Genomic DNA, 23,789 nt, shown 5'->3' with positions numbered 1-23,789 from the left:
GCTAAACACTTTTAGCATTCCGTTTTTTCATTATTTTTCTCATATTAGCAACCGAGTATAACGTATTATAAACCCCGCAAGCGAATTCGTTGAAATGAGGCAATCATTGATTTTGTTATTTACCCTGGTTACGCAAGCCCTTCAGGCGCAGGATGTAACCCATGTCGAACGTCCACTGGATTATGTAAATGTATTAATGGGTACCCAGTCGGTACATTTATTGTCCAATGGAAATACATACCCCGCTATTGCACGTCCATGGGGTATGAATTTTTGGTCGCCCCAAACGGGAAAAATGGGTGATGGGTGGATGTATACCTATACGGCCGATAAGATCCGCGGATTCAAGCAAACCCACCAGCCATCGCCGTGGATGAACGACTACGGCCAGTTTGCCCTTATGCCCATCACGGGGCGGCGGACTTTTGATGAAAACGAACGTGCCAGCTGGTTTTCGCATAAAGCTGAGGTAGCCCAGCCGCATTATTACAGTGTTTACCTTGCCGATTACGACGTAACGACAGAGCTCACCCCAACGCAACGGGCCGCTCGGTTTCGTTTTACCTTTCCCAAAACGGACAGCGCATATGTGGTGGTCGATGCGTTCGATAAGGGTTCATATGTTAAAGTTGTTCCAGGGGAAAATAAAATTGTCGGATATACCACCCGCAACAGCGGCGGCGTGCCGGATAATTTCAAAAACTATTTTGTAATCGTATTCGATCGCCCATTTGCCAATGTGGGCACGTTTGCCGATTCGGTATTGGTGGATGACCGACTGGAGATTCAGGCCGACCACGTGGGGACCATCGTCGGTTTCCAAATTGGCGACCGGGGCGAACAGGTGGAAGCGAAGGTTGCGTCTTCGTTTATTAGCATAGAGCAGGCCGAGCTGAACCTACGGGAAATCGGGAATAAGGACTTTGAAACGATTAAGCAGGAGGGGGCAGACCAATGGAATGCCGAACTCGGGAAGGTATCCGTAGCGGGCGGTACGATCGATCAGGTACGTACATTTTACTCCTGCCTATACCGGACCATTCTATTCCCCCGCATGTTTTATGAATACGATGCCGATGGCAATGTGATTCACTACAGTCCCTATAATGGAAAGGTGTTGCCCGGCTATATGTTTACCGATACCGGATTCTGGGACACCTTCCGGGCATTGTTCCCCTTCCTCAATCTGGTATATCCGGAAATGAACCGACAGATGCAGGAAGGGTTGGTAAACGCCTACAAAGAAGGTGGTTGGCTACCCGAATGGGCAAGCCCGGGATACCGAAATATTATGGTGGGTAACAATTCGGCCTCTGTGGTGGCCGATGCGTATATCAAGGGGCTGCGGGGCTATGACATCGAAAAATTGTATGAAGGCTTATTGAAAGGCGCCAATAACGCCGGACCGATTACCGCGGTGGGCCGCGCGGGTGCGGAGTACTATACGACGCTTGGCTACGTGCCCTATGATGTGAAGATCAATGAGAATGCTGCCCGTACGCTCGAGTACGCCTACGACGACTTTGCGATTTACCAGTTAGCAAAAGCGCTGGGTCGTCCTGCAGATGAAATCGCGTTATATCGCGAACGCAGCTTCAACTACCGGAAACTATTTGATAAAGAGACCGGCTTAATGCGGGGAAAAAATAAAGATGGGAATTTTCAGCGTCCATTTAATCCGTTTAAATGGGGAGATGCGTTTACCGAGGGGAATAGCTGGCATTATTCGTGGTCGGTATTTCAGGATGTGGAAGGATTGGCACAGCTGATGGGCGGCCATGCGGCATTTGTGCAGAAACTTGATTCTGTATTTTCGTTGCCGCCGGTATTTGACCACAGTTATTACGGATTCACGATTCATGAAATCCGCGAAATGCAGATTGCCAATATGGGTCAATATGCGCATGGTAACCAGCCCATTCAACACATGATCTATCTGTACAATTATGCCGGTGCACCCTGGAAAGCCCAGCATTGGGTGCGGGAAACGATGGAGCGGATGTATCTGCCTACTCCCGACGGCTACTGCGGTGACGAGGATAATGGACAGACCTCTGCCTGGTATGTGTTTTCTGCCCTGGGATTTTACCCGGTTACACCGGCCACGGATGAATATGTACTGGGAGCCCCCTTGTTTAAAAAGGCAACCATCCAATTAGCGGACGGTAAGACCATCGAAATCCAAGCGCCCAATAACGGTAAGGAAAATCGGTATATCCGATCGGCGAAATTCAACGGTCAGGAGTATGGCAAGAATTACCTCACGCACAGCGAATTGGTTAAGGGCGCGTTGTTGCAGTTCGATATGGGCGATGAGCCGAATTTGACACGGGGAACGAAGCCCGGCGATTTTCCGTTTTCGTTAAGCCTAAACGAGGAGCGATAAAACGAAACGTAAATGGTCGGCTACTTCAAATAGGCCCGTTGATAATTTAGTGGACTTTTACCCGTAATCTGTTTGAAATATTTATGGAAACCGGCAAAATTGTGAAAGCCGCTTTCATAGCAGATTTGCTTGACGTTCAAATTGTTTTCGATGAGTAATTTACAAGCATGCCCTACGCGTATTTCGATAAGAAACTGTGAGAAGGTTTTGCCGGTACGCGACTTGAAATAGCGGCAAAACGCATTGCTGCTCATGCCCGCAACTTCGGCCACTTCATCCAGTGCGATCCGTTGCTTGAAGTGCTGAAGGGCGAAATCGTAAATATTATTGATCCGGTCCTTTTCACCGTGCTGAAAATGCGGATTGAATCCAACAGACGATAGCAATTGGGTGGGTTTGGCCTGAGCAATCGCCGTGAGCGCTTCAATCAATAAAACGATCCGTTTGGTGCCTTCTGTGGTGATCAATTCCTCAAGTAGCTTGCTTACGCGCATCCGCGCGATACCCTGCACGGAAATACCTTGCTTGGCTTGCTGTACCAACAGCTTGATGTGTGTGTTTTCCGGAAGGTTAAGAAAGTCCAAACCCCAGAAGTCTTCATTGAAATGCGCCACCCGTACGTCTGCCGCCTCTTGGTTTGCAGGATCCAAATAGCTGTGATCGAAACTCCAGTAATGCGGTAAGTTGGAACCGATGAGCACGACATCTCCCGATGAGAAATTGCGGATACTATCGCCAATGAATTGGGTGCCCCGGCCTTTTTCAAAATGAATGAGCTCAATCTCACGGTGATAATGCCAACGGTTGTTTGCATAAGGCACGGTGTCCCGCCGGACACTGAAAGAGTGAGCGGGACCGGTACTTACCTTTAGTAATTGTGGTTTCATCCGTAAACCGAATTTTCCTTGAATTCAACCAAAAGAACACAATATTCGATAATTTTTATAAAGATACGCTAATATAGCTGAATATATCGCTAATATGCGGGTAACTTTTGAATACTTTGTTTGCTTACTTTGTGGTCTTAACGTTCGAACCAGTTATCGATAAGCACTTATGGCAAAACGACAAATGACGATTCCGGTGATTTTGGTTATTGCTTTGTTTTTCCTGTGGGGATTTGCGCATAACCTGAATCCCATTTTAATTCCTCACCTCAAAAAAGCGTGTCAGTTATCCGACTTCCAATCGGCCTTCATCGACTCGGCCTTTTTTATCGCTTACTTTGCCGTGGCGCTCCCTGCCGGTTATTTCATGAAGCGATTTGGGTACAAACAGGGCATTGTTTTTGGCCTGTTGTTGTTCGCGGTAGGTGCCTTCCTGTTTTTTCCTGCGGCCAATACCCGCGAATACGGATTTTTCCTCGGAGCACTGTTTGTCATTGCCAGTGGACTGACATTTCTGGAAACGGCAGCCAATCCCTATATTAATGCGCTTGGCAATCCAGAGACCGCTACCCAACGGTTGAATCTAGCGCAATCATTCAATGGACTGGCGGCTACTTTAGCCCCCTTTATTGGCGGGCAATTCATACTGTCCGGTAAGACGTTAAGTGCGGAAGATAAAGTGAGCATGTCTGCAACTGATCTGGCTGCCTATCTGCAATCGGAGGCCGATGCCGTTAAAATGCCGTATATTGTGATCGGTGTAATCGTGTTGCTGGTGGCCATCCTGGTAAGCCGTACGTCACTGCCTGAAATCAACGAAGAAATGCAAGTGGATGACGGTTCTGCAGGTGGGAAATCACTTTGGCAAAATAGCAATTTTTTGTTTGGTGTGATCGCGTTGTTTCTGTATGTGGGTGCACAGGTGGGCGTAGTTAGCTTCTTTATCCGCTTTTCGGAACAGGTTGCCGGCGTGCAGGAAAAAGCCGCAGCTAATATGTTATCCGTTGCGTTATTAGGTTTTATGTTGGGACGCTTTGTCGGCACGTTCCTGATGCGCTATGTTACCCCCGCCAGAATGTTGGCAATCTTCGCATTGCTCAGCGTGGTCTTCACCTTGATTTCAGCGGGGGTGGAGGGTATGTTTGCCGTTTATGCCATGGTAGGCGTTACATTTCTGATGTCTATCATGTTTCCCACAATTTTCTCGCTCGCAATCGGCGGGCTGGGGAAAAACACCAAACAGGGATCCTCCATCTTGATCATGGCGATCGTAGGGGGCGCCATCGTTCCGCTGGCCATGGGCCGATTGTCCGATTGGTTTAGCATGCAGAGTGCATATGGTGTGCCTGCTGTTTGTTTTGCAGTTGTATTGCTGTTTGCGCTACGGAATATAAATAGCAAGGTCACGCAGGTCGCTGTGGTACCTTAAACGATAAAAATGATGAATATGAAACGATATGCATTAGCGTTGGACTTGCGGGACGATGAGCGGCTGATAGCCGAATACGAGCGTTTGCACCAAGCCGTCGCACCGGAAATTCAGCAATCCATCAAGGCTGCAGGCATAACCCGGATGGATATTTACCGGTTCGCCGATCGGATGTTTATGATCATCGAAGCAACGGATGACTTCTCATTCGAGGCCAAGGCCGCTGCCGATGCGGCGGATCCCAAGGTCCAGGAATGGGAGCGGCTTACCTGGAAATACCAAAAGGCCATACCCGGCGCTAAGCCGGGTGAGAAATGGGTGGTGATGAAAAAAATTTTTGAACTTAACGGTACTGAGCGGAACGATGGATAAACGACTTTTTTTGCAGATTCATCCCGATGATAACGTATTGGTTGCCTTGCAGGATCTCGCTCCCGGCCTCGAAATTGCATTTGAGGGTCGGCATTTTTCGGTGGTGAGCGGGGTGAAGGCGAAGCATAAATTTACCTTGGAGCCTTTGGAGGCCGGTGCAGAGGTGCGGATGTACGGTGTACTGGTCGGCAAAACCCGTTTCTTCCTGCCACAGGGGGAAACCATCACTACCGAAAACGTTTACCATGCCGCAAATCCGTTCACGTTAGGTGAGCGTAAACTGGATTGGAAGCGGCCGGATGTGTCGGCATTCCAGTACCGGACTTTCCTGGGGTATCACCGTACGAATGGAACCGTCGGTACGGCCAATTATTGGTTGGTCATTCCCTTGGTGTTCTGTGAAAATCGCAATGTGCTGGTTATGAAACAGGCATTGGAAGAAAAACTCGGATATAGTCAGCAGTCGCGTGACTACGAACCGGAAGTGGACCGGTTGATCAAGCTGTATCGCGCCGGTGCAACCGTCGAGGATATTTTGAACGCTGATATTGCCGCCGACCGTGAGCAGATCAACGGGAAGCGGCTGTTTGAAAATGTAGATGGGGTTAAATTCCTGAACCATGAAATGGGTTGCGGCGGTACGCGGATCGATTCGGATGCGCTTTGCGGGCTACTTGCAGGGTACATCACGCATCCAAATGTAGCCGGCGCTACCATCCTGAGCTTGGGTTGCCAACATGCGCAGTCTTCCATACTTCGCGAAGAAATTGCCAAAAGAGACCCGAATTTTGACCGCCCGCTCTATATTTTTGAACAACAACTAATGGGCACGGAGACTAACCTGATACAGGAAGCACTGAAACATACGTTTGCGGGACTGATGGAAGCGAACGAGCAAAGACGCGCGCCCGCACCACTGAGTAAGCTGTGTATCGGTTTAGAGTGCGGCGGATCGGACGGTTTTTCAGGTATCTCGGCCAATCCGGCGTTGGGTTATGTGTCTGATATGCTGGTCACATTGGGAGGGGCGGTCATCTTATCGGAGTTTCCAGAGTTGTGTGGCGTCGAACAGGAACTGAGTGACCGGTGCGTGGACGAGACTACGGCTCTGCGATTCATGGAACTTATGAAGACTTATAATGCGAAGGCGGAAGCGGACGGATCGGGCTTTTACGCCAATCCTTCACCAGGCAATATACGCGATGGACTGATTACTGATGCCATTAAATCGGCGGGCGCTGCAAAAAAAGGGGGAACTTCTCCCGTGACTGCCGTGGTGGATTATCCCGGGGTAGCCAATAACCCTGGATTGAACCTGTTATGCACACCGGGCAACGATGTGGAGAGCACGACGGCAGAGGTGGCAGCGGGGGCGAATGTGGTATTGTTTACTACCGGACTGGGTACACCGACAGGCAATCCGATTGCACCGGTGGTCAAATTAGCTACGAATACCGAATTGTTTGAACGGATGCCCGATATCATCGATATCAATTGCGGTGCAATTATCGAAGGTGTAGAAACCATTGAGCAAACGGCACACCGGATACTCGATTTTGTCATCCTGGTAGCCAGCGGAATTGCGCAACCCAAGGCTGTACAACTGGGTCAAGATGACTTTATCCCGTGGAGAAGAGGCGTATCTTTATAGTTGGTCGTTACGATTTATCTTACTAGATTTAGCAAATTTTAACCGATGTCAAATAAAAGATTAACTGGAAAAACCGCCGTCATCACGGGTGGCGGAAGTGGAATAGGACGGGCAATCAGCCTGTTATTTGCTAAAGAAGGAGCGTTCGTACATATCTTGGAATTGAACACGGAAGGTGCCGATACGTTAGTAGCCGAAATCCAGGCCTCTGGCGGTCAGGCGCAAGCCCATGTATGTGACGTGAGCAACCAGCAATCGGTGTTGGAAGTTGTCGATCGCATTGATTCCATCAATATATTGGTAAACAATGCGGGCATAGCCCATGTCGGCGACGTTGAACACACGAGTGAAACGGATTTCGACCGCATTTATGCGGTCAATGTCAAAGGGGCCTATAATATGCTGTATGCGGTCGTGCCCCGAATGAAAGAACAGGGCGGAGGCGCCATCCTTAACATGGCATCGATCGCTGCTTTGGTAGGAATTACGGACCGATTTGCGTATTCAACAAGCAAGGGAGCCATTTATGCAATGACCTTATCCATCGCCCGGGATTACCTGCATCAGGGTATCCGGTGCAACAGCATTTCACCCGCTCGCGTACACACACCTTTTGTGGATGGGTTCATCGCCAAGAATTATCCGGGTAAAGAGGAAGAAATGTTTGAAAAACTGGCTAAAACCCAACCCATCGGCCGCATGGCGCAGCCTGAGGAGATCGCCGCCATGGCGTTGTTTCTTTGCTCAGATGAAGCCGGATTTATTACTGGAAACGATTATCCCGTCGACGGCGGATTTGTTAAGCTGAATAATTAAACTATGAAATTGATCCGATACGGCGATCCCGGCCGTGAAAATATAGGGATACAATTAGCGGGTGTCAACTACGATGTTTCTGCGTTCGGAGGCGATTACAACGAGGAATTTTTTGAGAATGACGGACTGGCGAGGCTGGAAAAGTTTGTCAAAGCAAATGCCGGCAAACTCGTGGCTGTCCCTGAGGGGACGCGCTTGGGAAGTCCCATTGCCCGACCTTCGAAAATTCTTTGTATTGGACTCAATTACCGCGATCATGCCGCAGAAACCGGAGCAGCCATTCCAAAAGAGCCGATTATCTTTATGAAATCGACTACCTCGCTGAGTGGTCCGTTTGACGACATCGTAATCCCACGAAATTCAACGAAAACCGATTGGGAAGTAGAATTTGGTGTAGTTATCAATAAAAAAGCCAGTTATGTGGATAAAGCGGATGCATTTGATTATGTCGCAGGGTATGTTTTGCATAACGATGTCTCGGAGCGCGAATTCCAATTGGAAAGGGGCGGCACGTGGGATAAAGGGAAAGGATGTGATACATTTGCCCCGATAGGCCCTTTTTTAGCTACCAAAGATGAGATTGCCGATATCAACGACGTCCGGCTATGGCTCAAGGTAAATGGCAAGACGTACCAGGATGGTACGACCCGGGATTTGATTTTTGACGTGCCGTTTATCATCAGCTACGTAAGTCAGTTTATGACGCTGCTTCCCGGTGATGTCATCTCGACGGGAACACCGGCAGGTGTCGGATTAGGGTTCAGTCCCCCGATTTATCTTAAACCGGGAGACGTGGTTGAATTGGGCGCTGACGGATTGGGAACTTCACGGCAGGTTGTAAAGGCATACCACAGCTAAAGAGGTAGCAACTTCGCATGGAACGAATCGACGCGCATCAACACTTTTGGGAGTATCATAGGGTACGGGACGCGTGGATAACGGAGGAAATGGCAGCCATTCGGCGGAATTTCTTTCCGGACGACCTGAAATTCGTATTGGATGCCAATGGTGTATCGGGTTGCGTGGCCGTTCAAACAGATTCATCGGAAGAAGAAACACACTTTCTACTCGAGCTTGCTGCGCAATACACATTTATAAAAGGTGTAGTGGGGTGGGTGGATTTACAAGCGGCGAATGTTGCCGATCGATTGCAGTATTTCAGCCGCTTTCCCAAGCTAAAGGGATTCCGGCACATTGTGCAGGGCGAACAGGATCCCCGATTCCTGTTGCGCCCTGCATTCCTCCACGGCGTCGAATCGTTGGGGAAATTTGGGTATACCTACGATCTACTGATCAAGCCGCATCAATTGGAGGCAGCGATTGAGTTCGTACGCTCATTGCCCCCGCAACCACTGGTGATTGATCACTTGGCTAAACCGTATATTCAAGCGGGAGAAAGGGAACCGTGGGCGACGCAGCTATCAGCCATCGCCCAGTATCCGCATGTGTATTGCAAATTATCGGGTATGGTAACCGAAGCGGATTGGCGCGGTTGGAAACCAATGGACTTCCAGTTTTACATCCGGCATATACTTCAGGCGTTTGGGCCGAAACGGGTAATGTTTGGATCGGACTGGCCGGTATGCTTGGTTGCTGCAGATTATGAGCAAGTGGCTGAGCTGGTGTCAGAGGCAATTGGTGATTTGACAGAGGATGATCGACAGTCGATCTGGTATCAAAGCGCAACCGAGTTTTATGGATTGAATAAGTAATTATGGACTTACAACTAAAAGACAAAGTAGTGATGGTTACCGGTGGCGCCAAAGGGATCGGCAGGGGAATTGCCATGGCATTGGCGGCTGAAGAAGCCATTCCGGTAATTGTGGGTCGGCGCCAACCCGACAACCTGCGCACGCAACAGGAAATCGAGGCCTCCGGTGGAAAAGCGTATAGCGTCGAAGCTGAACTGACCCGGCCAGATGACTGTGAACGGGCCGTCAGAAAGACCCTGGAAGCGTTTGGGCGCATCGACGGGTTGGTAAACAATGCGGGGGTTAATGACGGAGTGGGGTTGGAAGGTGGAAATTACCAGAAATTTATGGATAGTTTGCATAAATCACTCGTTCATTATTACCTTATGGCTCATCATGCACTCCCGGCATTGAAGGAAAGCAAGGGGAGTATTGTAAATATCGGCTCAAAAACGGCGGAGACGGGCCAGGGAAATACTTCTGCTTATGCCGCTGCCAACGGTGGACGCAATGCATTGACGCGGGAGTGGGCCGTCGAACTGCGGAAATACGACATTCGTGTTAATGCGGTAATTGTGGCGGAGTGTTATACGCCATTATATGACACCTGGATTAAAACTTTACCAAATCCGGAAGAAACCCTTTCAAAAATCAACCAACGAATCCCACTGGGCAACCGCATGACTACGGCTGAAGAAATAGCGGATATGGTAGTCTTTCTTTTATCCGACCGGTCCAGCCACACAACCGGCCAATTGATCCACGTGGATGGGGGATATGTACATCTGGACCGCGCGATCGATTGAGAACAAACCGCCGGTCTCGTTGATTATTCGATTACTACCCCCATTTTGCTGAACTTCTCGATGCGTTCAGCAACCAATTGGTTTGCCGGCAAGGCCTTTAGGGTAGCGAGGTCGGCAAGCAGCTGTAGCTTAACGGTTTCAGCTATTTCCTTCGGATTATGGTGAGCACCTCCTAACGGCTCGCGGATGATGCCATCGATGAGGCGATTTTTTAACATGTCATCCGCAGTCAATTTCAAGGCTTCGGCTGCCCTTTCTTTGTAGTCCCAGCTTCTCCAGAGAATCGATGAACACGATTCGGGAGATATAACGGAATACCAAGTATGTTCAAGCATATAGACACGGTCGCCTACGCCGATCCCCAAGGCACCGCCGGAAGCACCTTCACCGATGATGATGCAGATAATTGGTACCTTTAATACCGACATCTCCATTAAATTACGGGCAATTGCTTCGCCCTGGCCCCGCTCTTCTGCCTCAATACCCGGATAAGCACCCATTGTATCAATCAGTGTTATCACCGGCTTATTGAATTTTTCCGCCAGTTTCATTAACCGGAGGGCCTTGCGATAGCCCTCAGGATTGGCCATGCCAAAATTGCGGAATTGTCTTTCTTTCGTGTTCTTGCCCTTTTGATGACCGATAATTACGACCGACTGGCCGTCAATGGACGCGAACCCACCGACGATAGCCTTGTCGTCTTTCACGTTTCGATCCCCGTGCAGCTCTATGAAGTCTTCACAGATCTGATTGACATAGTCCAATGTCTGAGGTCTGTCGGGGTGTCTCGACATCTGAACCTTTTGCCAACCAGTCATGTTCGTATAGATTTCATGTTTGGTCTTTTCCAACTTTTCTTGCAACTCAGCCAAAGTAGCGCTCATGTCCACTTTTGTTTTTTCAGCAACCTGACGCACTTTCTCGATCTGCATTTGCAAATCAGCGATTGGCTTCTCGAAATCAAACGTTGTCTCCATATAAGGTTGTTTGCAAAATCAGGGCGCTAAGTTAGGGAATTGTATTGATTATTTAAAAAGCAGATCAGCGGTATCAACTTTCAACTTTCAATTTTACGTTTCGACTTTCAATTCTCCACTAGATGGCTTGGTTTTTGCGAAGGTATATCCGATTTAAAACGATCGACAGAATTCAATCAAGCTTATGATTAGAACGATTACTTTACTCTCCCTGTTTTTTTTAAAAGGTACATCGCTGGTTATAGCCGATACGTATCCCCAAGTTTTGTTCGAAAACAGTATACTAGGTGGCAATTATGCGTATAGCCGGGTGGATTACAGCGCGGATAGCTGGGTGGAAAATGTGGGCGGAAAATTGCCCGTTTCAGATTCCGTATTCTTTACTCCCGGTAACGCCCTATCGCTCAGATATAATTCGGCAATAAACGGTGCCTGGCGTGCGCAGATTCATTACGCGCCTGGTTCGCGTGGCTATCAGCCCCGGGCGGGTTACGTATTGACTTTCAAAATATTTGTGGTTTCCAATACAAGTATCACTTCGTTGCCCCGAATGGCGTTGACGCAAAAGGGCCAGGCAAGTAACGTAATGGATCTCAGTAAATACATCCGCGATTTTCAACCGAACATGTGGTTGAATGTACAAGTGCCCTTAAACGATATTGCAGGGGTGGATCCCGGTATGCCCATCGATGGGATACAGTTTCTGCAAGGCGAGGCAGACAATAAAACTCACTGGCTTTATATCGATCAGATAGAGTTTTTGCCGGCCAACCCGCCACGTGTGAAGCTCTCTTCGCCGGCGGTTTTGTCGACCGCAGTGGCGTACGACCGGCACGTGGACTTAACGTGGCAGCTGCCCCTGACGCCAAGCATCCGGTATATAAAGATTTACCGGTCGGAAGACAATGAGCATTTTCATCCCGTAGCGATCCGACCGATTTTTGTGCAAAAATGTACAGATTTTGTACCGTATTCAGATCGTACCTACTATTATAAAATAGCGTGGGTCGACTATGGATACCTGGAATCTCCTTTTTCCAACGTGCTCGAAGCATCGCCTAAAACCGCTAGCGATGAAGCGATGGTGGACTTCATACAAGCTGCGCATTTGAATTATTTTATAGAGCGGACGGAAATCAACAGCGGCATGCACGCGATTCACTTTGGTGTGGATGATGCTACGGTTTCTGTAAAGGAAACCGGATTGAGTATATTGGCGTACCTAGTGGGTGTAGAACGCGGGCTCCTGCCCCGTACAGCTGCAATAGGCAGACTCCAACGGATCGTTGACTTTCTGGGGAAGGTCGACCGATACCATGGCGCGTTTCCCGAGAAAATTGACGGCCGCACCGGCGAGGGGATTTTCACGGTCGACACGGTACCCGAAGGGAATCTAACGTCTACCGCATTTTTGATGCAGGGACTGCTCGCGGCGCAGCAGTATTTCGAGGCCGATAGCGGAGAAGCAGACGTACTGACGGCAAAAATTGACACCTTGTGGAATTCGGTCGAATGGGACCGATTTACCATCGAAGGTCAGGAACATATCCTTCTGGACCGATGGTCGCCAACTGTCGGATTCCGGGATGCGTCTCCTCTGGGCGGCTTCGGAGATGATTTTATCTGCTATGTGCTTGCTTTGGCGTCTCCCCAACATGCTCTTCCCGGCAACGCATATACTGCCGGACTAGGATTTCGGAGGGAATTGGCCGATTCGTCTCACGTAATGGAATTGGCTAACAATACATCTTTTGCCGTTAAAGTCGAAGCGACGAACGTAAGTGCTGTACCGGCTTACGTTGAATATCCGTATGCAAAAGATACCACATTGTATAGCCTTCCGGTCACTGTCGGAGCTATAGACACGTCGCTGATGGAGGCTTATAAACCTTTCCTGGCATTCGACCCGCGAGCAAAGCGTGATACATTTGCGGATTATTTTGCCAATCACAGGAATCTGACCCAGGCGTATAAACGACGTGATACGGAAAAGGGCTACGGCGGATTTTCGCGGGATATATGGGGTGCAGAATTATCCGTAGATTCGCTGGATACGCTATGTACAATCAACCCCGCAATTCCCTGTGCAAGTTATGCTTATCTTCCACAAGAAGCGGTACAGTCCATGAGAGCGTTTTATGATAAATTTGGACAAGCGCTGTTTACGGAGTATGGATTCCGCCGGGGAATCGGAATCGATAACAACGCCGTGGCTGACACCTATGACGCCGCAAATCAGGCCGCCGTCGTGGTTATGATTGAAAACGGCCGTAGCGGGTTGATCTGGGATTTGTTTTCGCGAAATCCGGGTATACAGAAGGTTGTTGAAAATTATTTTAACATCGAGTAAATTTTTTTATTTTTGGACTTTTCACAGTTAAGCATGAAGCTCTATCCATTCCTTATATCCGCATTGATTGGTTCCGTGACCATCACTTCTTGTAAGAATAAACAAATGGCTGTTAATCCAGGGGCGCAGGTCAGCATCGATGGTACCCAAGATGGTTTAAAACATGTACAACGCGACTTTGAGGATGCGGCAATGACCGACCGGGGGATCACCGTCACCTTTGATTCGGACGTGCTGTTCCCGCTTAATTCATCCTATCTGACGGATCAGGCAAAAAAGGAACTTGATAAATTGGTGGCACTTCTGGATGAGTATCCGGGAGCCTCATTGATTGTGGACGGACATACCGACGCGACCGGTACCGCAGAATATAACCAGTGGCTGTCTGAAAAGCGGGCCGAATCCGTAAAAAAGTACGCGGTTGACAAAGGACTTGGTGAAAACCGGATTACTACATACGGGCATGGGCAAACCAAACCGATAGCTCCCAATAATACCAAAGAAGGCCGGCAGCAAAACCGCCGGGTCGAGGTCACGATCGTGACCGGTAAGAAAGGTAAGAACTAGGTTAAATCAGTACATTCAGCTCCGAGGCTTTGACCGGCTGGCCGTAAAATCTAGTGGTCTTTTCTTCAAAATCAGCCGCATTGTCCGTTGTGAAAAATTGGACATCGCCGCCTTTCGTACACAACCTTTCGATTTCCCCGTGGCGCTTTAGGTAATCTGCCAGACTGTTGGCAACTAATTGTCCCTGGGCCAATACCCGGATGTGAGGAGGCATGAAACGTTTGATGAGTGGAAGAAGCAGGGGATAATGCGTGCACGCGAGTATAACCGTATCGATATCCGGCGATTGCTGCAGGAGTTGCTTTATGTCCTTCTCTACAAAGTAGGCGGCGCCAGCTGAGTCCAGCTCGTTGTTTTCAACCAGCGGAACCCACAGCGGACAGGCGTGCTGGTATACCCTGATGTCGGGAAAAAATTTTTGGATTTCAATTGGGTAGGAACCGGACTTTACTGTACCCCGAGTGGCCAAAATCCCGATTTGCCGCGTACGCGTGTAATCACCGATAACTTCTGTCGTAGGGCGGATCACACCCAGTACTTTGCGGAGATCCGCATACAACGGCAGATCGTGCTGCTGGATGGTCCGCAGTGCTTTAGCCGAAGCTGTGTTGCAGGCCAGTACAACGAGGTGACAGTTCATGGCGAAAAGCTTTTCGACACATTCCTTGGTATATGCATAAACGGTTTCAAACGATCGGGTGCCGTAAGGCACCCGTGCATTATCACCCAAATACACGTAATCATATTCGGGTAGTCGGGCAACGATTTCCCGGAATACCGTGAGCCCTCCGTAACCTGAATCAAATATACCTATCGGTCCCATTTCGTACCTCAAATCTCTTTCAGCAAAGATGGCCTTTCTCTGTAAGTTTTCCATAAAAATTCACCAAATAATGTATTTGCCCAGGCAAACCATTTACGTGTAAATTTTTTGGGATCATCTTTATGAAAGGATTCGTGCATGAATCCCGTGTCGCCATGCGTACGTTTCAGCGACCCGATGCAGGCCCGTATCTCATTGTCGTCGGTAGATGTCAGTCCCCTCATGGTAATGGCCATGGGCCAAATCATATCCCGGCCGATATGAGGCCCTCCGATACCTTCGGCTGCAGAACCTTTGAAGAAAAACGGGTTATTTTCTGATAGGACAAAGGCACGGGTGCGCTGGTATATGGGATCATTGGTGTCCACGGCACCCAGATACGGCAAGGATAAAAGACTTGGGATGTTGGCATCGTCCATGGTGATGAAGCTCCCGAAACCATCTACCTCGTATGCGTAGATACGGCCGTGTGTTGGATGGTCGATGATGCCGTATGTATTGATTGCCGTCTCCACTTCGCTAGCCAATTTAAGCATCTCTTCAGCCAACGCGGATTCATTGGCTACCTCCTTGAGCAACGTAGCCGATTGCCGTAAACTGACCACTGCAAACAGGTTGGAAGGAATCAGAAATGACAGCAGCGTGGCGTCGTCGCTTGGCCGGAAGCCAGAGCAGATCAAACCGACGGGATTAACGGGGTATCCATACCCGTCAACCTGGAGCGTATCCGAACCGCGTGCCGTGGTACGTTCGAAGCGGTAGGGGCCCAGGTTTTCCTTGCGTTGCTGCTCCTTAAACGTTTTGAGGATGTTCCGTTGCGCAGAGACCCATGCGGCGTCAAAAGGAGATTTATCGCCGGTCTCACGCCAATATCCATGCGCCAGACGGATGGTATAACAGAGCGAATCGATTTCCCACTTGCGTTCGTGGATGCCGGGTTTCATGTCAGTATGATCGCTGCCCCATTCTCCCACACGGGTGGGATCGTTGTAAAATGCATTGGCGTAAGGATCGATGTTAATACATTGACTTTGTTTATTGACTAAACCGGCAATAAGCCGTTGCAGCTGGCCATCTTGCTTCATGAAGGGCAAATATGGCCAAACCTGGGCACAGCTGTCGCGGAGCCACATGGCATCAATATCACCGGTGATTACATAGGTGTATGGCTTTCCATCCCCTTCTTCCGGAAACACCGTTGTGTCCAACGTGTTTGGAAAACAATTCCCGAATAACCAGCCCAGTTCCCTGTCTTTTACCTGCTGCTTAAATGCTTCGATGGCGCCTTCTATGGCCTCGCTAGAAAAATGCCGCTGATCTTTGGGGACACGGACCACCGGATAGTCCTGGGTGGTGGATGCAAGCGAAAGCTTGCTGGCCCACATACCTGCGCCCAATGCTGCGGTCTGCTGAATGAATGTTCTTCGTTTCATGCGAATTCCTCCCGTTATACTGTTTATTTATCTGGATGCAATATGCAAAAAAAAATGAGATATCCGCACGTGCATATCCGTTTTAGCACGGTGGTTTTGGACGTTTTATGGGTCATTATTTGCTTGGGATCGTTTTAAGGTCCATGAATGGCTCAATTCTTGGTAAGCAATCGTATCTTTGCTGACTGATTTTTTGTACAATGATAAAACGTTTACTTGGGAACTATTTACGGGTAATGGGGATACTGACAGCGCTATGCGGTTGTGTATACAGCGGGAGGGCCCAATCGACTTACCAACCTTATTCCTATCATTTTTACCAAAAATTAAATAGTGTATTATATAATACCGATACGAGGCTTCATACCTCGGTAAAGCCGATGATCGTGGATGATTCCCTCCAACCGAAGTATGATGCGCTGATGCAACTGGGCGTAGCAGAACGGTATTCGTGGGGCGGGCGCAAGCTCTACAACGAACATTTGATCGACATCAAAGAAGATGACTACACATTTTATGCGGACTTCCTTCCGGATTTTCAGGTGGGGCGCGATTTTGCCGGGAATGGGCGCACCACTTGGCTAAATACCAGGGGGGCACAGGCCGGCGTAACCATCGAGGATAAATTTTCACTGTATGTGAATTTCTTTGAAAATCAAGCTGTTTTCCCGCAGTACTTGGATGAGTATATTTTTACCCGTACCGTTACCCCGGGACAGGGGTATGGAAAATCCCTTGAAAACGGAAGAAAAAAGGATTGGATGTACGGATCGGCCGTTTTATCCTATGCCGTTAATACGTACCTTAACGTGACGTTGGCCTATGATAAAAACTTTATAGGCGACGGATACCGGTCCATGCTACTTTCGGATGTTTCGTCGAACTATACCGCTTTAAAGTTAACGGGTAAGTTGGGCAATGTGCAGTATTTAAGTATGTGGACCTACATGCTGGATCCGATGCATCCGCGTTCACTTGATTCCCTCCAACGTGCTGGCGATAATTGGAAATGGGGGGCTTTCCAATACCTGGACTGGAATGTGGATAACCGGTTTTCGGTGGGACTTTTCCAATCGGTGGTCTGGGGGAGCCGAAATGCAGCAGGGCGAAGGGGATTTGATTTCAATTATTTCAATCCCATCATCTTTATGCGACCCATTGAGTTGACAAACACGTCTTCGCCCGACAAAATGCATTTGGGGTTAAATACCAAATACAAAGCGTTGAAAAACCTGACGGTATACGGGCAATTCCTGCTGGGGGAATTTACGGCCAAAGAGTTTTTCGCCGGAAATGGTCATGTCAACAACAAATGGGCGGCGCAGTTCGGCTTCCGGGGGTTCGATGCGTTTGGAATCAAGGACTTGAATTTCCTTGCTGAATATAATACGGCGCGCCCGTATACGTACGCGCATTTTGATCCGGTAAGCAACTACAGCAATTACGGACAACCCTTGGCGCATCCTTGGGGCGCTAATTTCAGGGAACTGGTTGGCATACTGAATTATTCTTACAGCCGGTTTGATTTCTCCTTTCAGGGCACTTGGGGGCAATTTGGTACCGATCCGAATTCGAGCAGCAATTTTGGCGGGGATATTTTCCAACCTTACGGTACGCACCAACGGGTATATGGGAACTACATTGGCCAGGGAGTCGAAAACAATCTGCTGTACGCCGACGGTAGGGTGTCGTATCTGTTCAATCCAAAGTACAACCTACGGATCGAAGCGGGAGCTTTATATCGGAGACATGGCGTCCCCGAGCAAGGTATCCATCATCAGACCGGCATGTTGACACTCGGTCTCCGGGCCTCGTTTCGTAATTTTTACTACGATTTTTAAAAGCTGGTATGCGTCTTCGCGATCCGTATGCAATTTTGAAACGAGCAGATTGTTTCCTAAGTTTGCAGGCATATGAGCAACATTGTCATCATCAACGGGCCCAACTTAAATTTGTTGGGGATACGGGAAAAAGGCATCTATGGAGACCGCGATTTCCTGACCTATTTTGAAACACTCCGGCAATCGTATGGGGACGTCATGTTGACGTATTTTCAAAGCAATCACGAAGGGGCGATTATTGACAAAATACACGAGGTAGGGTTTTCAGCGGATGGAATTGTGCTCAACGCAGGAGCGTATACGCATACTTCGCTGGCTATTGCCGATGCCATCGCAGCCGTTACAGCGCCCGTGGTTGAAGTACACATTTCAAATGTATATTCCCGTGAATCGTTCCGCCATCATTCGTACCTTGCCAAGAACTGTAAAGGAGTTATCTGCGGATTTGGGCTGGATGGTTACCGACTGGCCGTGGAGAGCCTGTTAGCAAAATAAACAGACTCAAGGTAGCGCACCCGGCCATCACCGCTGCCATGGGGACGGTGGTCCCGTTGTGAAGATAGCTGACCAATCCCGATGATAAGGCGCCACAAGCCATTTGCAGCCCACCCAGCAATGCTGAAGCACTGCCTGCCAGCTCGCTAAACGGAGCAAGTGCCAACGCAGAGGTATTCGGGAAGACGAACCCCTGCGAGCCGAGGAATAGGAAGATCAGCGCGACCATTACAAAGAGGTTCATGATCCCGGCAACACAGCAGGCGGCAAGCACCAATCCGATGGACGATTGGACGATCAACGCTATTCTGGCAACCGACTCACTGCTGTGCGAACTAAGTAAATAGCGGTTCAGCTGACTCGCCGCGATCAGCGCCGACGCGATCAGGGCAAACACCAACCCATACTGCTTTTCATTAAGGCCGTAGAGTGTAATCATGATATAAGGCGATCCAGCTAGGTACGCATACAATCCGGAAGAGGCCAGGCCGCCGGCAAAAGCGTAGGTAAAAAACTGCCGGGTTCTGAATACCCGCCAATAAGATTGGATAATGGGCCGGGGCATGAGGGATAGATTGGAATTGGCACCCTTGCTTTCGGGAAGGAAAAAGATGACCGCCAATAGTATGCAGGTAGTAATTGCAGCCAATACGAGAAATATGCCGTGCCAGTCCCAATGGGCAATTACAAAACTGCCCAGGGTGGGAGCCACAATCGGTGAAACGCCGATGACCAGCATCAGCAGGGAAAAAATCTTCGCGCTTTCCGTCGGACCATAAAAGTCTCTGACCATTGCTCTTGATGCCACCATACCTCCACAGCTACCCAGTGCTTGGATAAAGCGGTAAGCGATCAGGTGGTCGGCCGAATTGGTCAGCGCGCAACTTAGGGACGTCACAATGTAAATTACCAACCCGACGATTAAGGGGATTTTGCGGCCGAAGCGATCAAGCAGCGGGCCGTATATGATTTGACCGGAAGCGATGCCGACGAAAAAGGACGTAAGTGATAACTGAATATGCGCAACGGTGGTCTGCAGGCTGTGGGCAATCGAATCGAACCCGGGAAGGTACATGTCAATGGAAAAAGGACCAATGGCAGACAATAACCCCAGGATAAGCAAGGTAAAAAAGCCGTGTCTTTGAGAAGATCTCATCAAGATCACAAAATTACGGCTTTGTTCCGGCTTTGGAAAAATTACCTACTTCTTTATCGTTCGAGACGGACGGAATAGAAAATAAACCCCTAAAGCAACAAACGGTATGCTTAATAATTGCCCCATGTTGAACTTCATTCCTTCTTCAAACGCTTCTTGATTTTCTTTGACAAATTCAAGGCCGAATCGTGCGCCGAACAGCAGGATTAAGAAAATGCCAAAGATAAACCCGGGCTTCAGAAAACTCTTCCGATGATAGATGGTCCAAAGCAAGATAAAGATAAGCACATAACTGAGGGCTTCATACAGCTGAGCCGGATGCCGCGGAATCTGATCTACTTGTTCGAAAACCACCGCCCAGGGAAGGTCTGAGGGTAAACCGATGATTTCGGAGTTAAAAAAGTTTCCGACACGAACAAATGCGCCGGCCAGCGGAATGACAATAACGAGCCGGTCCGTAATCCAAAGAAAATCGGTTTTGGTCTTTCGGCAAAAGAGGAAGATGCCCGCCAATATACCGATCGCTCCGCCATGACTGGCCAATCCGTGGAAACCCGTAAGTTTGAATTCGCCATTTACATAGGTGAAGGGGAGCAGCATCTCCAACGGGTGATCTTTGTAATAGTCAAACTCGTAAAATAAACAGTGACCGAGGCGCGCTCCCAGCAATGTGCCCAGGAAAATATAGATGCTCAGTTGGTCCAGCAACTCCTGTGGTTTATTCTCACGCTTAAATATGCGGAGCATCAACACGTAACTGCTAACAAATGCTAGAAGAAAACACAACGTATAATACCGGAGTTCGAAACTTCCAATACTGAATATTTCCGGGCGAACATTCCAATGGATTGCCGCTAGCAGGGTGTCTATCATGGTTATGATCCGTTTGGGTCGGTAAACTTAGATAAATTTGCTTTTATATGCAATTATAATCGCGTTCACGATAAAAGCAAATCATAACTTTTGCCCGGCCTTCGCTTTTCGGTCTTTTCGGTTCTGCTGCTTGAGGATGTATTGCTTTTCAACAAATGCGATCACTTCACTGGCAATGTCTTTTTGCGTAGCTTTTTCAATACCCTCCAGCCCCGGAGAGGAATTGACTTCGAGTACTAATGGTCCACGGTCGGAAGGCAGCATATCCACTCCGCATACCGTTAATCCCAATTCTTTAGCCGCGCGCACGGCAGTTTCGCGTTCGGCTTTATTGAGTTTGATGATTTCTGCGCTGCCTCCGCGATGCAGGTTGGAGCGAAATTCACCTTCCTTGGCTGTACGCTTCATCGCGCCAACCACTCGTCCGTCCACTACAAATGCACGGATGTCGGTACCCCGTGATTCTTTGATGTATTCCTGGATGAGGATGTTGTTACCCAAACCATAAAAAGCTTCTATAACCGATGAGGCTGCTTTTTTGGTTTCCGCCAGTACAACGCCGATGCCCTGTGTGCCCTCGAGTAATTTGATTACAAGCGGCGGACCTCCCACCATCTTGATCAGATCGTCGACGTCGCGGGTTCTGCGGGCAAATCCCGTGATGGGCATTCCGATCCCTGCTCCAGAGAGAATTTGCATACACCGCAGTTTGTCACGCGATCGTGTAATGGATTGACTGGGATTAGCCGATATGACTCCCATTACTTCGAACTGGCGCACGATGGCCGATCCGTAAAAAGTAACGGAGGCTCCGATTCGCGGAATAACCGCGTCAATGTCGGATAGATCCTGTCCTTTGTAGTGCATGCTGGGTTTACCCTGTTTGATGCCCACATAACATTGGCTATGGTCAATAACGACGCATTCATGTCCACGCATCCGCGCGGCCTCTACCAACCTGCGCGTCGAATAGAGGTTTTTGATGGTTGATAAAACTGCAATCTTCACGTGTACTGAAATAAGTCAATAAGTCCTTGATGGATAGAAACACTTATTTTTTCGAAAGGTTTGCCCGCGAAACATCAACGAGAAATTTTCTGCGGATAAACGACCGTCCCAGTAGAACAGGAAATTCCATCCCTGAGCGATCCCGTAGCGAAAGCTCGATGGTATGGATTTCATTAAATAGCCGGATCGTGGTGTTTATGATATATCGATTTTCCTCCTGTCCGAAAGAATTCCGGATTTTACGCTCGCTATGGAAAGGTAATGTGTAGTGTGTTTGCGGCGATCCGAATCGCTCATCCAATGGGCGAAACTCAACATACTGTTTCCGCCCTTTTTTTACCAGTTGGATGTGGGAGCAATGCAATACCGATGTACGCGCTCCCGTATCCACTTTTGCGGAGATACCGGAGAGGCCTAAATCCGGTAAATCTATCGTTTCCTTCCAACCTATGGTCTTCAGCATGACGTTGGTCAGTGATAGATATACTCACCCAAAGCGGATTTAACGGTTACCTGCTTTACGCTGGCTGACTCCACGCGGCCAATGACCTGGGCGGCAATACCGCATTGTTCCGAGATCTGGATAATGTCATCGGCAATGGCAGCCGGTACGTATAACTCCATGCGGTGGCCCATATTGAATACCTTATACATTTCCTGCCAATCCGTTCCGGATTCTTCCTGGATAAGCCTGAATAGGGGAGGGACATCAAATAGATTGTCTTTGATAACGTGCAGGTTATCGATAAAATGGAGAACTTTGGTTTGCGCGCCGCCACTGCAGTGTACCATGCCATGGATATCGGAGCGATGCCTGTCAAGCACCTGCTTAATGACGGGCGCATACGTCCGTGTAGGCGACAGGATAAGTTTGCCCGCAGTGACTGTTCCGTATCCCGGAATTTCGATTTCGTCGGTCAATCGTTTCGTGCCTGAAAACACCAATTCATCGGGAACCGAAGGATCGTAGCTTTCAGGAAACCGTTCAGCAACTGACCTGTGAAACACGTCATGCCTTGCGGAGGTCAACCCGTTGGATCCCATACCACCGTTGTATTCGCGTTCGTAATCCGCCTGGCCAAAGGAAGCCAGTCCGACGATAACATCGCCCGATTGGATACGATGATTGGAAATGACATCGTCGCGTTTCATGCGGCAGGTAACCGTGCTATCCACAATAACGGTACGCACGAGATCGCCGACATCTGCGGTTTCTCCTCCTGTGGAGTGGATCCCGATGCCAAGATCACGAAGCTCTGCCAATATTTCTTCTGTGCCATTAATGATCTCTGCAATAACCTCTCCCGGGATAAGATTTTTATTACGTCCGATCGTCGATGAAAGCAGGATATTATCGGTCGCTCCCACGCACAGAAGATCATCGAGGTTCATGACAATGGCATCCTGAGCGATGCCCCTCCATACGGAAAGATCGCCGGTTTCCCGCCAATAAACATAAGCCAACGATGATTTCGTGCCAGCTCCGTCAGCATGCATAATGTTGCACCATGCCTCATCACCCGTTAGGATATCGGGTATGATTTTACAGAATGCCTTTGGGAATAATCCCTTGTCAAGGTTCTTGATGGCGTTGTGTACGTCTTCCTTGGCAGCGGATACTCCCCGCAGGTTGTATTTAAAATCAGCCATTCCCGCCTTTTACTCTACATGCCTGATTTCTACCCGTCGGTTTTGCGCCCTTCCAGACTCTGAATCATTGGAAGCAATGGGTTTTGTGGCACCGTACCCCTTTACGGTTAGGTTATTTCCATCGATGCCGGAGTTGACCAAATAGAGTTTCACAGCGTTGGCCCTATCGATAGACAACTCCATGTTGTAGGCCGCCGTGCCTTCGACGGACGCATGGCCGTCAATGATGAATTTGGCATCGGGATCTTTTTGCATTTCCCGGCCGATTTGGTCGAGAACGGCGTATGATTCGGTTTTCAGTACCGATGAATCAAATTCGAACTGAATGTTTCTAAAATTATAATTCGGCGGAGACACCGGACTGGGCGTCGATTGTGTAGGTGCGGGGGTTGCCTCTTTTTTCTGGGGTTCGGCTACGACCCGCTCTTCGGGGACGTCTCGTTCAACAACTTCTGCCGAAGGCTGAAGAACAACTTGTTTAGGCTTGCAACCTTGGTAAGAGATGGCTAATGCGCCAATGCATGACATTAATATACAATTACTTACAATTTTCATGTTTAATAACTTTACAGCGGTAA

22 protein-coding genes are annotated in these 23,789 nt (G+C 48.8%); 12 read left to right on the top strand and 10 right to left on the bottom strand.

Going from position 1 to position 23,789, the window contains the following annotated elements:
- Positions 1-94 precede the first annotated feature (94 nt).
- On the top strand, positions 95-2,386 hold the full coding sequence (locus tag ACFQRK_RS20815) for a GH92 family glycosyl hydrolase (RefSeq protein ID WP_379010093.1): 2,292 nt from the start codon (positions 95-97) through the stop codon (positions 2,384-2,386).
- A 20-nt stretch (positions 2,387-2,406) separates the two neighbouring features.
- Here ACFQRK_RS20815 and ACFQRK_RS20810 read toward each other — a convergent pair whose 3' ends face one another.
- Entirely contained in the window at positions 2,407-3,273 is an 867-nt protein-coding gene (locus ACFQRK_RS20810) for an AraC family transcriptional regulator (RefSeq protein ID WP_379010092.1), read from the bottom strand.
- A gap of 169 nt (positions 3,274-3,442) precedes the next feature.
- On the opposite strand from ACFQRK_RS20810, the gene fucP reads away from it, so the two are divergent.
- The 7 genes from fucP to ACFQRK_RS20775 are packed head-to-tail and all read left to right on the top strand — an operon-like array spanning position 3,443 to position 10,038.
- Positions 3,443-4,702, top strand: a complete 1,260-nt coding sequence (gene fucP, locus ACFQRK_RS20805; RefSeq protein WP_379010090.1) for an L-fucose:H+ symporter permease — start codon at positions 3,443-3,445, stop codon at positions 4,700-4,702.
- Between the two features lie 18 nt (positions 4,703-4,720).
- Positions 4,721-5,074: an L-rhamnose mutarotase gene (locus tag ACFQRK_RS20800; RefSeq protein ID WP_379010089.1), complete on the top strand. Its 354-nt coding sequence runs from the start codon at positions 4,721-4,723 to the stop codon at positions 5,072-5,074.
- Entirely contained in the window at positions 5,067-6,725 is a 1,659-nt protein-coding gene (locus tag ACFQRK_RS20795; protein ID WP_379010088.1) for a UxaA family hydrolase, read from the top strand. Before ACFQRK_RS20800 ends, ACFQRK_RS20795 begins: the two co-directional genes overlap by 8 nt.
- 45 nt (positions 6,726-6,770) lie before the next feature.
- Positions 6,771-7,541 carry an SDR family NAD(P)-dependent oxidoreductase gene (locus ACFQRK_RS20790; protein WP_379010087.1) on the top strand — a complete coding sequence of 257 codons (771 nt, stop codon included), beginning with the start codon at positions 6,771-6,773 and terminating at the stop codon, positions 7,539-7,541.
- 3 nt (positions 7,542-7,544) lie between these two features.
- On the top strand, positions 7,545-8,399 hold the full coding sequence (locus ACFQRK_RS20785; protein WP_379010085.1) for a fumarylacetoacetate hydrolase family protein: 855 nt from the start codon (positions 7,545-7,547) through the stop codon (positions 8,397-8,399).
- 17 nt (positions 8,400-8,416) lie between these two features.
- On the top strand, positions 8,417-9,253 hold the full coding sequence (locus ACFQRK_RS20780) for an amidohydrolase family protein (RefSeq protein ID WP_379010084.1): 837 nt from the start codon (positions 8,417-8,419) through the stop codon (positions 9,251-9,253).
- 2 nt (positions 9,254-9,255) lie between these two features.
- Positions 9,256-10,038, top strand: a complete 783-nt coding sequence (locus ACFQRK_RS20775; protein WP_379010083.1) for an SDR family oxidoreductase — start codon at positions 9,256-9,258, stop codon at positions 10,036-10,038.
- Between the two features lie 23 nt (positions 10,039-10,061).
- Here the strand turns inward: ACFQRK_RS20775 and ACFQRK_RS20770 are convergent, their stop codons facing one another.
- Positions 10,062-11,015, bottom strand: a complete 954-nt coding sequence (locus ACFQRK_RS20770) for an acetyl-CoA carboxylase carboxyltransferase subunit alpha (RefSeq protein WP_379010081.1) — start codon at positions 11,013-11,015, stop codon at positions 10,062-10,064.
- Between the two features lie 184 nt (positions 11,016-11,199).
- Here ACFQRK_RS20770 and ACFQRK_RS20765 point away from each other — a divergent pair, with 184 nt between their 5' ends.
- Positions 11,200-13,365, top strand: a complete 2,166-nt coding sequence (locus tag ACFQRK_RS20765) for a glucoamylase family protein (RefSeq protein WP_379010080.1) — start codon at positions 11,200-11,202, stop codon at positions 13,363-13,365.
- Positions 13,366-13,470: 105 nt separating this feature from the next.
- Positions 13,471-13,932, top strand: a complete 462-nt coding sequence (locus tag ACFQRK_RS20760; RefSeq protein ID WP_379010078.1) for an OmpA family protein — start codon at positions 13,471-13,473, stop codon at positions 13,930-13,932.
- A gap of 1 nt (position 13,933) precedes the next feature.
- On the opposite strand, the gene murI is transcribed toward ACFQRK_RS20760, so the two are convergent.
- Both murI and ACFQRK_RS20750 read right to left on the bottom strand, forming a co-directional pair.
- Complete coding sequence (gene murI, locus ACFQRK_RS20755) at positions 13,934-14,809, bottom strand: glutamate racemase (RefSeq protein ID WP_379010076.1); 876 nt, start codon at positions 14,807-14,809, stop codon at positions 13,934-13,936.
- A complete protein-coding gene (locus ACFQRK_RS20750) occupies positions 14,764-16,188 on the bottom strand; it encodes a glycoside hydrolase family 125 protein (RefSeq protein ID WP_379010075.1) in 1,425 nt (474 codons plus the stop codon). The genes murI and ACFQRK_RS20750 overlap by 46 nt, the downstream gene beginning before the upstream one ends.
- 200 nt (positions 16,189-16,388) lie before the next feature.
- Between ACFQRK_RS20750 and ACFQRK_RS20745 the strand changes: the two genes are divergently transcribed.
- Both ACFQRK_RS20745 and aroQ read left to right on the top strand, forming a co-directional pair.
- Positions 16,389-18,029, top strand: coding sequence for a gliding motility protein RemB (locus tag ACFQRK_RS20745; protein ID WP_379010074.1), 1,641 nt, complete (start codon positions 16,389-16,391; stop codon positions 18,027-18,029).
- Between the two features lie 72 nt (positions 18,030-18,101).
- Complete coding sequence (gene aroQ, locus ACFQRK_RS20740) at positions 18,102-18,524, top strand: type II 3-dehydroquinate dehydratase (protein WP_379010072.1); 423 nt, start codon at positions 18,102-18,104, stop codon at positions 18,522-18,524.
- On the opposite strand, the gene ACFQRK_RS20735 is transcribed toward aroQ, so the two are convergent.
- The 6 genes from ACFQRK_RS20735 to ACFQRK_RS20710 form a co-directional block, all read right to left on the bottom strand.
- The gene (locus tag ACFQRK_RS20735; RefSeq protein ID WP_379010070.1) at positions 18,463-19,680 is read right to left on the bottom strand and encodes a multidrug effflux MFS transporter; all 1,218 of its coding nucleotides are present in this window, start codon (positions 19,678-19,680) and stop codon (positions 18,463-18,465) included. The two genes, aroQ and ACFQRK_RS20735, sit on opposite strands and share 62 nt — an antisense overlap.
- A 45-nt stretch (positions 19,681-19,725) precedes the next feature.
- Entirely contained in the window at positions 19,726-20,553 is an 828-nt protein-coding gene (lgt, locus tag ACFQRK_RS20730; protein WP_379010069.1) for a prolipoprotein diacylglyceryl transferase, read from the bottom strand.
- An 81-nt stretch (positions 20,554-20,634) separates the two neighbouring features.
- Positions 20,635-21,561 (bottom strand): 30S ribosomal protein S6--L-glutamate ligase, encoded by a 927-nt coding sequence (rimK, locus tag ACFQRK_RS20725; RefSeq protein WP_379010068.1) that lies wholly within the window; start codon positions 21,559-21,561, stop codon positions 20,635-20,637.
- Between the two features lie 43 nt (positions 21,562-21,604).
- Positions 21,605-22,024, bottom strand: a complete 420-nt coding sequence (locus ACFQRK_RS20720) for an ATP-dependent zinc protease (protein WP_379010067.1) — start codon at positions 22,022-22,024, stop codon at positions 21,605-21,607.
- 8 nt (positions 22,025-22,032) lie between these two features.
- On the bottom strand, positions 22,033-23,211 hold the full coding sequence (locus ACFQRK_RS20715) for an AIR synthase related protein (protein WP_379010066.1): 1,179 nt from the start codon (positions 23,209-23,211) through the stop codon (positions 22,033-22,035).
- Between the two features lie 9 nt (positions 23,212-23,220).
- Positions 23,221-23,766, bottom strand: a complete 546-nt coding sequence (locus tag ACFQRK_RS20710) for an OmpA family protein (protein WP_379010065.1) — start codon at positions 23,764-23,766, stop codon at positions 23,221-23,223.
- Between the last annotated feature and the right edge of the window lie 23 nt (positions 23,767-23,789).

The sequence above is a fragment of the Parapedobacter sp. GCM10030251 genome (assembly GCF_042666505.1).
In the GTDB taxonomy this organism is placed as follows: Bacteria; Bacteroidota; Bacteroidia; order Sphingobacteriales; family Sphingobacteriaceae; genus Parapedobacter.
The sequence above is the reverse complement of the archived record's forward strand: the minus strand, read 5'-3'. Positions and strand labels throughout refer to the sequence as shown.